Origin of the sequence: Algibacter lectus (assembly GCF_004368925.1) — a bacterium.
GTDB classification, from domain to species: domain Bacteria; phylum Bacteroidota; class Bacteroidia; order Flavobacteriales; family Flavobacteriaceae; genus Algibacter; species Algibacter lectus.
Genome location: NZ_SORL01000010.1, coordinates 108,270 through 121,222, shown reverse-complemented (window position 1 = coordinate 121,222; position 12,953 = coordinate 108,270). Strand labels below are relative to the sequence as shown.

Genomic DNA, 12,953 nt, shown 5'->3' with positions numbered 1-12,953 from the left:
CTAATTTAAACTTACAGCAAGCGTATTAAAAGATTTTCCGTCTAGGGCTACTTTTACAATCTCGTTATTGATGTTTAATGCTAATTCTTGAGCTTCCGAAGTATTGTTGTAAGCCAAAACAGTTACCTCATTATTGGCTTTGTTATAAAAAGCAAGTGCGTTATTAGTATCTCCAGAGGCCGATAATTTTACCGAACCTGGCGCTACAAAAGCACTTAAATGTTTCATTAAATAAAACTCAGGGTTGTATTTTATAGCTTTGGTGTTACTATCGATAGAAATCATAGAATTTTGTTTCCATCCCCATTGGCTTTTTCCTGTTTCATCTAAAACCATATTCCAATACATGTATGAGTTGGCACCGTTTTCAAAATAATGTTTCATTAAGTTGAAGGTGTATTCTGCCGCTTTCCAATCGTTAGAACCATCACCACATTCTGTTTCAGTTTGCATTAATTGCATGTCTGGATATTTAGCATGTACAGCTTCAATAGCGCCTTTTCCTGCCCATTGAAAACCAACACCTGTAACATAATCTTCAGTGTTTTTGTATTGTAAAACATCATCCACACGTTCTATTTGTGGACGCTCTACAGTACCTAACCAAATTTCAGTATCTAATTGATCGGCTTTAAATTTCGGACCTAAATAATCTGCAATAAAAACACCTAAATCTTTAGGGTCCCAAACACATGACGGGAAATTTTGAGCCGAATTATATTCGTTCTGAACATGTACTGCACTAATATCAATCCCCTCTTCGGTGTAAGCCTGAACAAACTTTGAAAAATATAAAGCGTAGGCTTCAAAATATTTAGGCTCTGTAATAAAACGAGACACTAATTCTTGCGTAGAACTCCATTCTTCTGGTAAATCGTTAAATTCAGGATTAGATTTACAAGCGTAATGTTTGCTATGTTTCATCCAAGATGGTGGACACCATGGTGAAGCCCAAACTTCTATTTCTGGATTTATTTTTTGTGCTTCCTTAATGTATGGAATTAAACGTTTTTTATCACGATCGATAGAGAAGTTCGACATTGCAAAATCTTCCGCAGTTTCGTTATGACTGTACCAATCTACAGCATAATCATTAGCGCCAATAGGCATTCTACAAACGTTGAATTTACAACCGGTTTCTTGACTAAATAAATCGTTTAAAATTTGTTGTTTTTCTTCTGGAGTTACCATAGCTAAAGCATCCCAACCTAATTCGTTGAAACAACCTCCAAAACCTGTAACTTCTTGTTCTTGGTTTTGTGTATCAATAGTAATGGATAGGTTAGTAGCTGTATTTTCCTCAGAAGGATTATAGGTTTTTTCAACCCAAACATTATCATTAGTACTGCTTACCCAAGTTACTTGAGGCTGTTTTTTACAAGCTGAAAAAGCGACTAAAAGGGTTAAAGCTGAATATTTAAAAACGTTCATAATGTTTTATTTTACTGTTAAAATTTTTCTTAAACGGATATCTTTTGATGAAGCACCAACCATGATTCTAAAATCGCCTGCTTCAACTAATCTTTTCATGTCTTTGTCTAACATAGATAAGGCTTTCGGATCTAATTTAAAGGTTACATTTTGAGATTCTCCAGGGTTTAAAGTGATGCGTTTAAAACCTTTTAATTCTTTAATAGGGCGAGATACTGAAGCTAATTCATCACGGATATAAAGTTGAACCACTTCGTCTCCAGCAACTGTTCCTGCATTTTTAATGGTACAAGAAACTTCTACGCTTTCGTTAGCTGAAATATTATTTTTACTGAATTCAATATCTGAATATTCAAAGGCCGTATAACTTAATCCGTAACCAAAAGGGAATAAAGGTTGCCCTGTTAAGTTGTGGTAATTATCACCACGACCGGTTGGTTTATTGTTGTAATACAATGGGCATTGCGCTTCATCTACCGGAAAAGTAATTGGTAAACGTCCGGCAGGATTTTCATCACCAAAAAGGATATCTGCAAAACCGTTTCCGCCATTTTCACCAGAATACCACGCCATTAAAACACTATCGACATCGTTAATCCAGTTAGACATAGTAATGGCGCTACCACCAACTAAAACAACAACTGTTGGTTTTCCTGTTTTAGCAATGGCTTTAATTAATGCTTCTTGATGACCTGGTAAAGCTAATAAAGCACGATCTTGAAATTCACCTTCGTGAATACCAGCAACCACTACGGCAACATCACTTTTTTCTGCAGCTGCAACAGCATCTGCAATTTGTTGTTCCCATTCATTTTGAATTTCGGCATCCCAAATTAATTTGAATTTTGCATTTCCTGCGGCTTCAAAAAACTCAATTTTAATATCGTATGTTTTTCCTTCTTCAAAAGAAAAAGGTTTTAAAATACTGTTATACGATTGTTTTTGCCAGTTATCAATAATTAATTTACCGTCTAAATACATGCGGTATCCGTCGTTACCTTCAATACCAATATTAAAATCACCTGTTTTTGGCGCTTTTAGTTTTCCTGTCCATCGTACCGAAAACCAATCGTAAGCTAAATCTTCATGTGGTGAAAATAAGGTCCATCCAAACTTAATTTGCTTATCAATACGCTCTACTTTAGGTTGGCCGCTTAATTTAATATTATCAAAATAATCACCTTTTAAACCTGCAACTTGTTTACCATCTTTGGTAGTTGATAAGTATGAAGAGGCTATTGCGTTATAATTTTCTTCAGCTAAAGCTACACCAGGAGTATAGATAATATTGTCTTTACCTATTTTATCTGATACACCTTGATACATAGAAATAAGATTATTTCCTGGGCCACTGTAACCACCTAATCGCACGGTTTTTACATCGTGACCAATAAGGGCTATTTTTTTAACAGCTTTATCAATTGGTAAAGCTTCATTTTCATTTTTTAATAAAACCATCGCTTTAGAGGCTGCTTTTCTAGCCAACTCACGGTGTGTTTTATGTCCGTTCCAAATTGCTGCTTCTTTAGCATCTACGTATGGGTTTTCAAATAAACTTAATTCGAATTTAGCTTTTAAAATACGGCTAACTGCTTCGTCAATGGCTTTAATATCGACCATACCATTTTTGTAAGCTTCCCAAAATAAAGGGTAGTGGTTGTAGTTGGTTTGAAACATAACATCTAAACCAGCTTCTACAGCATCTTCTGTAGCTTCGGCATAATCTTTAGCTGTAAAGTGTAATACATTAGCACCACCTGTAGCTCCAGCATCAGAGATTACAAAGCCATCAAAACCCCATTCTTCTTTCAGTTTAGTACGCAATAACCACTCGTTAGACGTACATGGCGTACCGTTTAAGGAGTTGTAAGACGTCATTACAGATCGAGCTCCTACTTCTTGAAAAACAGCTTTAAAAGCAGGGAAGTAAATTTCCTCTAAAATACGTTCGTTATAACTAATAGGGTAACTATCTCGACCACCTGCGCCTACATTAGCAACAAAGTGTTTTGGTGTGGTTATTACACCTTCTTTCTCGAATTCTCCAAGATAAGAAAGCGCCATTTGCGTTGTTAAATATGGATCTTCACCATAGGTTTCTTCGGTACGTCCCCAACGCACATCGCGTGCTATATTTAATACTGGCGATAATATTTGACGAATTCCTCTTGTTTTTGTCTCCTTTGTTATGGCACCAGCTACTTCGCCAACTAAGTCTGTATCCCAAGTTGCTGCTAATGCAATGGCTTGCGGATACATGGTAGCTCCATCTCGAGCTAAACCGTGAAGGGCTTCGTTAAAAGGAATGATAGGAATTCCTAAACGGGTTTCTTCTAAGAAAAACTTTTGAAGTTCGTTAATTTCGTTAGCCATATTGGCTGCAGTTCCCGTAGAACCATAATCCATAATTTGTTCGGCTGCATTATCATTTAATCCTTTTGAAGAAATTTGAAAACCAAAAATACCGTGTTTCAATTTGTCTTTTCCAATCTTTAAATCGCCAGGAATCATAAACATTTGCCAGAATTTTTCTTCTAATGTCATTCGGCCTAATAAATCGCTTACACGTTCTTCAACGGGTAATTTAGGGTTTTTATAAGGTGGGTCTTTCTTATTAGAAAAAGCGAAAGCACTTATGATGAGTGCAAGAACACTGACTATTTTTAGGGTATGGAGAATCTTTTTCAAACTGCTATTATTTTTAATTATATTGATGTTTGTTTGCTTTTAAATCGGTATCGAATTCTGTGATCATTTTCTGTAACTTCTTTACGATTTTAGGGTTTGCCTCTGCTACATTTTCACTTTCGGAAATATCGTTTTTAAGGTTGTAGAGCGCTACACAATTTTGTGTAATACGAAGTTTCCAATCCCCTTTTCTAACCGCTTCTAAGGTAGAATCTTTGTAATAAAAGAAACCATCTTTTCTATGTGGCGACTTCGCTTTTTCATTTCCTGAAAGTAGGGACCACATATTTTTACCATCTATTTCTTGTTTAGGTAATTCTGCATCTGTTAAATAGACTAAGGTTGGTAAAATATCTATAGTTGAAGCTAATTTATCGGTAACCACACCCGCTTTAATTTTACCTGGCCATTGTGCAATCATAGGTACTCGAAATCCACCCTCAAAAGTTTGATTCTTGTGTCCCCTTAAAGGCAAGGCACTACCACCTTGATCTCCTTTTGATGTCCAAGGACCATTATCTGAAGTAAAAATCACTAACGTATTTTCATCAATACCTTGTTCTTTTAATGTTTTTAAAACTTCACCAACACTCCAATCGATTTCTTCAATAGTATCGCCGTATAATCCTCTTGCACTTTTACCTTTAAAATCTGGCGAGGCATATAATGGGACATGTGGCATGGAATGAGCCAAGTATAAAAAGAAAGGTTCATTTTGGTTTTCTTTTATAAAATTAATGGCTTCTTTTGTGTAACGCTTAGTAACAGTAGATTGATCTACAGGATATTCAATAACTTCATCTTGTTTCATTAATGGGACTCTTTTTCCTCTCCATTTTTTCTCTCGTAAACTATCTAAAATCATACCTTCTCTAAACACGATGTTTTTAGAAACCTTAGATTCTGGATTTACCGACATATCATTACTAAACGGAATACCGTAATACCTATCAAAACCTTGTGAAGTAGGTAAATATTGTTGTTGGTCTCCCAGATGCCATTTACCAATGCAAGCCGTAGTATATCCCTTAGATTTCAGTATATTGGCTATGGTTTGTTCTTCATTTGATAAACCTCCAGGTAAGTTAGGCCACAACACTTTGGGCACACCAACACGTGGCGGATATGCTCCAGTTAATAAGGCTGCTCTTGATGGCGAGCATACTGATGAAGCAGCATAGAAATCGGTAAATTTTATACCGTTTGCAGCCATATTATCTAAGTTGGGTGTTTTTATTAATGGAGAACCAAAAACACCAACATCTTGATAGCCTTGATCGTCTGTAAAGAAGATAATGACGTTAGGTTTCTCAATTGTTTTTTGTGCTGAAAGCGCTCCTGTACAACTTAAAAAAACGGTGAGTATGCTGATTACGAATTTCATATTCTGAATTATTTTTTATTTAATGAACCGTCGAACTTATACGTTTTTCCTGCTTTGGTGTCAAACTCTATCGTATTTCCGTTGTACTCTAAAACACAAGCTTCTCCTTTTTTAGATGTAATTTCAACGTATTGTAATTTCGAGTTTTTCCAAGAGAAAGCCAATTCAAAACCACCTCTAGCAACAATGCCTTTTACTTCACCGTCGGCTAAAGCATTTGGTAAGGCTGGTAATAATTGGATTTTATCTAAATGACTTTGTAATAACATTTCTAAGATACCTGAAGCACCACCAAAATTTCCATCAATTTGAAATGGCGGATGTGCATCGAAAAGGTTAGGGTAGGAGCCTCCTCTAATTTTGCGTTCCGGAATTTCTGCAGGACTTAATAATACATTCAATAATTTGTAAGCGCGGTTTCCATCTTTAAAACGTGACCAGAAATTAACTTTCCAAGCTAAACTCCAACCTGTGCCGTTATCACCTCTAAATTCTAAAGATTGTTTTGCAGCTTTCATTAATTCTGGAGTGTCTTCGTAATTAATTTCACTTCCAGGATAGACCGACCATAAGTGCGACACGTGCCTGTGATGACTTTCTGGATTATCTTTATCTTCTAACCATTCTTGCAATTGCCCGTGTTTACCTATTTGGTTTGGTGCAATTTTAGGAATCATAGTCGTTAGTTTTTCAGCGAAAGCTTCATCTGTTTTTAAGATTGAAGATGCTTCAACAACACTTTTGAAAAGCGCTCTTATGATTTGGTGATCCATCGTTGGTCCAGCCACTAAACCACCAATTTCTGGCGATGTAGATGGCGTACTTATCAGGTAACCTGTTTTTGGATCTTCAACTAAAAAATCGGTATAGAAAAGCGCTGACTCTTTCATTAAAGCATAATTGTTCTTTAAAAAAGTTTCATCTTTTGTAAATAAGTAATGTTCCCAAATATGCGAACAAAGCCAAGCACTACCAGATAACCAAAGTCCATGATTAGAATGGTTTACTGGTGCAGCACCTCTCCAAATATCAACGTTGTGATGTACATTCCAACCCTTAGCGCCGTAATGTTCTTTGGCTACGTTTTTTCCAGTTTCAGAAACATCTTTTATAAAATCGAAAAGCGGTTCGTGACATTCACTAAGGTTAGCAATTTCAACTGGCCAATAATTCATTTCTAAATTAATATTGGTTGTGTAGCTACTAAACCATGGTGGCGTTAATTTATGGTTCCAAATACCTTGCAATGTTGGTGGTTTCGTTCCTGGACGGCTACTCGCTATCATTAAATAACGGGCATATTGTACGTAAAGTGCAATTAATTGCGGATCGTTTGGTGTCTTCCAGAAGTCGAAAATACGCTTATCGGTGGTGTTTGCTGATTTCCCATTATCACCAAAATCAATATCAAAACGATAGTATAGCGATTGGTAATCTTTTAAGTGTAGTTTTTTTACTTTTTTATAATTTTCTGAAGCAACATGTGCTAAAGTGTTTTGCGTAATGTTTTCAGGATTTCCCGAAACATCATTATATTTAATATAGTTGGTTGCTGCTGTTAAATATATGGTTGCTTTTGATGCATTGGAAATTTGAAGTTTCCCGTTTACAGTTTCAATAGTACCATTAGTTTGAATGTTTAAAGTGGCAACGCCTCTAAGGGCACCTTCTTTAACTTGAACCTTTAACGTTTGTGTGTTTCCAACGGTTTTTACCGTTTTATCTTCGTGAAGGGCATCTAACCATAAATCGAAATGAAGTGCTTTAGATTTACTTGATGTTAAATTAATAGCAATAACTTGTGATGGGTAACTAGAGAATACTTCTCTTTTAAAATCTACGCCATCTACAGAATAAGAGACTTTACTAATGGCCTCTTCTATGTTTAGCTCTCTTGTGTAATTCTTGTAGTTTTCATGACCTTTAAAAGCGATGTAAATATCACCAAAAGGTTGGTAAGCCTTTTGCTTTAAAGGCGTACTCATAAACTCTTGCATCGCTAAGTTTTGAGCATCTACTTGTTTCCCATTTGTTAATAATTGACGAATGGTATCTAAATACTTGTAAGCGCCTTTATGTGCATAATCATGAGGTTTTCCAGCCCAAAGAGTTTCTTCGTTAAACTGAATATGTTCTTCGGTAACACCGCCAAAAACCATAGCGCCAAGGCTACCGTTTCCTATAGGTAAAGCTTCGGTCCATTTTTGAGCAGGAGACTCATAAGATAATTTATGAATTTCCTGTGCTGAAATTGTAGCTATACATAATAGAATAGACACACAGGAAATAATTGTTTTTTTGTTCAACTTCATAATTGTTATATTTAGTCTATCTACTGTATTTTTTATAAATTAAGCGTTCCAGTGTTTTTCTATAATCTCATGGATTTCCGGATTATCTGGATCCGTATCTTTTAAAGCTTCTCTTTGTTTCAAGATTTCTACTTTCATTTCTTTAATAATCTCTTGGTATTCCGGATCATTATAAGCATTATGAGATTCGTTTGGGTCTTTTTCTAAATCGTAAAAGTCCCAAAATTTCTTTGGTTGATTTTCTTTAGTAAACCCGTTTTCCTTTAATGCATTTCCGTAATAGAAGGCTAGTTTGTAACGTTCTCCTCTAATTCCAAAATGTCCAGGACGATCTATAGAATGGTCCCAATATCTGTAATACCCATACTTTCTCCAATCTTTAGACGTATTTCCTTTTAAGTTCTCACGGAACGAGTGGCCTTGCATCGTTTCAGGATAATCAACACCTGCATAATCTGCAAATAACGCCGAGAAATCTACATTTTCAATAAGATCTGAATTACGTGTTCCTGCAGGAATTTCTTTTGGATAACGAATTACGAAAGGCATGTGAATAGACTCTTCATATATTAATCGTTTATCAAACCAACCGTGTTCTCCTAAAAAGTAACCTTGGTCTGCTGTATAAATAACGATGGTGTTTTCTGCTAATCCAGATTTGTCTAAATAATCTAATAATTTACCAATATTATCATCAATAGCGGCTCCACAACGCATGAAGTCTTTTACATATTTTTGGTAGGTTTTATATCTAGCTTCATCATTTGTTAAACCATCTACAGTTAATGGTAATTCAGGATACTTCATGTAACCCGGTACATTTTCAGGATCTTTTGAAGCTAATAAATATCTTTCTTTTAAATTATCTACAGATTGGCCTTTAAAAGATCTACCCGTAGTTTCTGCGCCTTTATCATAAAGTGAACTAGGAACAGGAATATCTTGATCTCGATATAAATGACTAAAACGTTCTGGATAATCAAATGGCTCGTGCGTGGCTTTAAAATGACACATCATCATAAAAGGTTTGTCTTTATCTCTTTTATCAATCCATTCAATGGTTTTATCTGCAATAACATCCGTACTAAAACCTTCATAAGCTTTACCTCCTTCCATATAATCTTTCCAATTCTCTTTGGTTTTCAATATAGGATTCCAATATCTACCTTGTCCAGGCAAAACACTGTAATAATCGAACTCATCGGTAGGTTCTTGTTTTAAATGCCATTTCCCTATAATAGAGGTTTGATAACCGCCACGCTTTAAAACCCCAGCAATGGTAGGATGCGTTGGAGGTAAACCACCCGCTAGAATTTTTACACCGTTAATATGACTGTATTGACCGGTAAGAATTGTGGCTCTACTTGGCGAACAAATGGAGTTGGATACCAAACAATTATCTAACACAAGTCCTTCTGCAGCTAAACGCTCAATGTTTGGGGTATGTACATAATCTTTTAAAATTCCATCGTAAATACCTAAGGCTTGAGACGTATGATCATCGGCCATGATGTATAAGATATTAGGCCTTTCTGGTTTTACTTCAGCTTTAGTTTCTACTTGTTTTGTTTTTTCTTTACAGCTAGTTACAGTTGTAAGGGCAAGTAAACAAATGGCACCTATTTTAAGTACATGTTTCATTTTTTTTTGAGTTTAATTTGTAACAATTAGTTTTACAGTTTCAAAATTATTTGATGAAGGACTAATACCTATTTCAAAATCTCCCGGCTCAACTCCTTTTTTATGCAACTCTCTATCAAAGAATTGTAACTCTTCTAAAGTGGTTTCAAAAGTTATTGTAGTTGCCTTTTATGGTTTTAAAGAAATACGCTTTATACCGCATAAATTTTATTAAGCTCGTTTTAACCGAACTTTCTACAATTGTACAACTTCTTCACCTTTCAAATCTCCTACATTTTTGACATTAACAGATACTTTTGTTGCCGCTGTACAGTTAATGTTTCTTTTTGAATTTAGCTTTTAAAACCACAGGATAGCTATCTCCATTAACCACTGGCATATTTATAGTTAAACCGTTATTTGTTTGTTTATATGAAACCTTTCTACCGTTATATAATTGTATTAACCCTTTTAAATTTCCTGGGGTAACTTCGCTAGACTTCCCTAATGAAGGAATAACGAATTCACCACCTTTAGGATTCATTACGGTTATGTAAAAATTATCACCTTTTGTGGTGTAACGAACTTCATCGTGAGCAAAAGCAGGTGTTGCTGTTGTACGTTGGTTAAAATGTTCGCCATGCTTTTGAGACTCTGTAGCATTTCGTAATTCGCCACCAACGGTTTCAACGGCTTCTCCTCGAACACTTCTACCATCGCCATAAACTGTCCATGGACGTGTTCCGTAAATTGCTTCACCATTTATTTTAAGCCAATCGCCAACTATTTTTACACTCTTTTTTATCTCATCAGGAATTGTGCCATCTGGCTTTAATTCCATACTTAATAGCAAGTTTCCATTTTTACTTACGGCTTCAATTAGCATTTCTAAAATGGTACGCGCATTATGAGTTAGGTGTCGGTCTTTTTTATAAAACCAATCGGTAAACGTAATTTCCGATTGCCAAGGATATGCTCTTAAGGTATTACTACCTCCAGATTCTACTTCGTTAACCGTGCCTTTTGCTTGTTTTTTTAAAAGCATAACAGCATCTATTTTGCCATTATCCTTTAAACTATTGTTATACAGTTTTCGGGTAACTTCTTTACCGTAATCGCCATACGTAAAGTTAAAACCATCATTATATAATAGATCAGGTTTGTAGTTTGTAACTAATTCAATATGGCGTTTTAACCAGTTTTTTTTAATATCTTCAATAATTTCGGGTGTACGATCTTCTGGTGCTGGACCATATAAATCTTTAGGGTCTAAACCTTCCCACCATTTTCCTTTGCCATCGGCTTTTGTTAAACGACCATCATAAGGTATTCCTGCATATTCACCTGTTTTATCTGCTCCAAAAGCAGGTTGCCACCAGTTTAGAAAACGATCGTCATGGCTAGTTACTCCAAATTTCAAGCCAGCATTACGTGTAGCTTTTTCAAAAGCACCAATAATATCTTTTTTAGGACCAACATTAACCGAATTCCATGGATGATAAGAAGAGTTGAATAAATCGAAATGATCATGATGATTTGCCAAGGCTACAATATATTTTGCACCATTTTCTTTTGAAAAATTTATTAAATATTCAGCATCAAATTTTTCAGCTTTCCATGCATGGATAATATCTTTAAAACCGAATTCTGAAGGGTGGCCATAAGTTTGTAAGTGATACGGATTGGCCATTTTTCCAAATTTCTGGCGGCCAACATCTTTCATGTACATATGTCTAGCATACCAACCGCCACCTTGTTCAGGTACAGCTTGTGGTCCCCAATGAAACCAGATTCCGAATTTGGCATCACGAAACCATTCTGGACATTCATATTGATTAGCAAGTTCATCCCATGTTAAGTCTTTGTTTTGAGCTTTTATAAATTGTGTTGAGCCCAAGAAAAATAAAACAACAAAAAGCATGTTTAAAAAAACAGGCTTTTTAATTGAGATTACTATTGTATTTGAATGTCTATTGGTCATTTATTTTTTTTTAAAGTTGTAAGCTTCAATATCATCAAATAGTCCAAATTCATTTTTATCTAATTCTGCAGGATCGCCTGTTTCATCAATAAGAATTTGTAATTCTGACATTAAATCATCTTTAATAGTTTTGAATTTTTCATCGTCTATTAGATTATTAAGCTCCCAAGAATCTTCTTTTACATTGAATAATTGATAGGTGAAAACTTCATGCTTTGCACTTACAATTAATTTGTAATCGCCTTTACGAACCGCGCGGTGACCGCCACCAGGATTATGTTTTCTGTTTTTGTTTAATAAATCTCCAGGCCAAGAATTATAGGCATACAGCATACTGTTTCTTACTTCTTTCTTTTCACCTTTGATAACTGGTGTTAAATCTTCTGTTTGAATAGATTTAGGAATCTCTAGTCCAGTTAAACCACATAGCGTAGGAAACACATCGTGTAAATAGGCTAGGGCATCGGTTTTTTGATTTTTAGGAATGTTTGGTCCACAAAAAATTAAAGGTACACCAACACTATGTTCATACACATTTTGTTTTCCTAATAAACCATGTTGTCCTAAAGCTAAACCGTTATCTCCGGCAAAAACAATAATAGTGTTCTCTGCTTGTCCAGAAGCTTTTAGAGCTTTTAAAACGCGACCAATTTGTGCATCGGTAGCCGTAATCATGGCATAATAATCTGATATTTCTTTTTGAATAATAGCTTCTGTTCTTGGAAAAGGCGCTAAAACTTCATCTCTAATTCTATCATCAGCAATTTCAAAAGGATGCTCAGGCATAAAATTTTCTGGCACTTTCATGTCTTCAGTAGGGTACATATCGTGAAATTCCTGAGGCGCAGTTCTTGGATCGTGTGGAGCAGTAAAGGCAACATACATTAAAAACGGATCCTTTTCTTTATAACTATCTAAAAAACCAACAGCGGCATCTGCAAAAACTTCACTACTAAATTTTTCTTTATCTTGATAAGTAGCAGACCATCCCGTTTCTGGTGTGTAATCTTTTACTTTAGTTCCAAAATGTGTAGTCATACCTCCTAAAAAGGCTGATTTTATTTGATTGAAACCACGCTCTAGCCAAATTTCACCATTGTGTTGTTTTCCTGTCGCAAAAGTTTCGTAACCGTTAGCTTTAAAATATTCTGGAAAGGTTAATAAATCACTTTTTCCTTTTTCTTCCTTCGGAAAAGCAAATTGCGCATAAACATTGGGTTCTATATTGAAATAGTGACGCCCAGTCATTAACATCGCTCTACTTGGAGAACAAACAGCCGCCGTTGTTGCTCCTAAAATATAAGAGTTGGTAAACGATGTTCCATTTTCTACTAACTTATCCATGTTAGGTGTTTTTACACCGTATTTGTGCATGGCTTCTATGGTACCAGCACGCTGATCGTCTGTAAATAGGAAAAGGATGTTTGGCTTTTGTGCCACAGCTTTTTCTGCTTTTGGCTTTTCTTTACATCCTGTTGCTATTAATGCAATAAGAATAACACTGTAAAATATGGTTTTGTTAGACATGTTTATGTTT

General features: G+C 35.4%; 7 protein-coding genes. All 7 read right to left on the bottom strand.

What is annotated here, in order from left to right; genetic code table 11:
* Positions 1-1,431 (bottom strand): glycoside hydrolase family 30 protein, encoded by a 1,431-nt coding sequence (locus tag DFQ06_RS14410; RefSeq protein ID WP_133968437.1) that lies wholly within the window; start codon positions 1,429-1,431, stop codon positions 1-3.
* Between the two features lie 6 nt (positions 1,432-1,437).
* Positions 1,438-4,119 (bottom strand): glycoside hydrolase family 3 protein, encoded by a 2,682-nt coding sequence (locus DFQ06_RS14405; protein ID WP_206672774.1) that lies wholly within the window; start codon positions 4,117-4,119, stop codon positions 1,438-1,440.
* 13 nt (positions 4,120-4,132) lie between these two features.
* On the bottom strand, positions 4,133-5,503 hold the full coding sequence (locus DFQ06_RS14400; protein WP_133968435.1) for a sulfatase family protein: 1,371 nt from the start codon (positions 5,501-5,503) through the stop codon (positions 4,133-4,135).
* Positions 5,504-5,511: 8 nt separating this feature from the next.
* On the bottom strand, positions 5,512-7,815 hold the full coding sequence (locus DFQ06_RS14395; protein ID WP_133968433.1) for a glycoside hydrolase family 95 protein: 2,304 nt from the start codon (positions 7,813-7,815) through the stop codon (positions 5,512-5,514).
* 39 nt (positions 7,816-7,854) lie between these two features.
* A complete protein-coding gene (locus DFQ06_RS14390; RefSeq protein WP_042506115.1) occupies positions 7,855-9,456 on the bottom strand; it encodes a sulfatase family protein in 1,602 nt (533 codons plus the stop codon).
* Positions 9,457-9,769: 313 nt separating this feature from the next.
* Positions 9,770-11,416 carry an alpha-L-fucosidase gene (locus DFQ06_RS14385; RefSeq protein ID WP_133968431.1) on the bottom strand — a complete coding sequence of 549 codons (1,647 nt, stop codon included), beginning with the start codon at positions 11,414-11,416 and terminating at the stop codon, positions 9,770-9,772.
* Positions 11,417-12,943 (bottom strand): sulfatase family protein, encoded by a 1,527-nt coding sequence (locus tag DFQ06_RS14380; RefSeq protein ID WP_133968429.1) that lies wholly within the window; start codon positions 12,941-12,943, stop codon positions 11,417-11,419.
* Positions 12,944-12,953 lie beyond the last annotated feature (10 nt).

What these genes read in the sequence shown, in the direction of transcription:
- DFQ06_RS14385 (WP_133968431.1), bottom strand. Translation starts at nt 11,416, where the DNA reads ATGACCAATAGACATTCAAATACAATAGTAATCTCAATTAAAAAGCCT.
- DFQ06_RS14390 (WP_042506115.1), bottom strand. Translation starts at nt 9,456, where the DNA reads ATGAAACATGTACTTAAAATAGGTGCCATTTGTTTACTTGCCCTTACA.
- DFQ06_RS14400 (WP_133968435.1), bottom strand. Translation starts at nt 5,503, where the DNA reads ATGAAATTCGTAATCAGCATACTCACCGTTTTTTTAAGTTGTACAGGA.
- DFQ06_RS14395 (WP_133968433.1), bottom strand. Translation starts at nt 7,815, where the DNA reads ATGAAGTTGAACAAAAAAACAATTATTTCCTGTGTGTCTATTCTATTA.
- DFQ06_RS14380 (WP_133968429.1), bottom strand. Translation starts at nt 12,943, where the DNA reads ATGTCTAACAAAACCATATTTTACAGTGTTATTCTTATTGCATTAATA.
- DFQ06_RS14410 (WP_133968437.1), bottom strand. Translation starts at nt 1,431, where the DNA reads ATGAACGTTTTTAAATATTCAGCTTTAACCCTTTTAGTCGCTTTTTCA.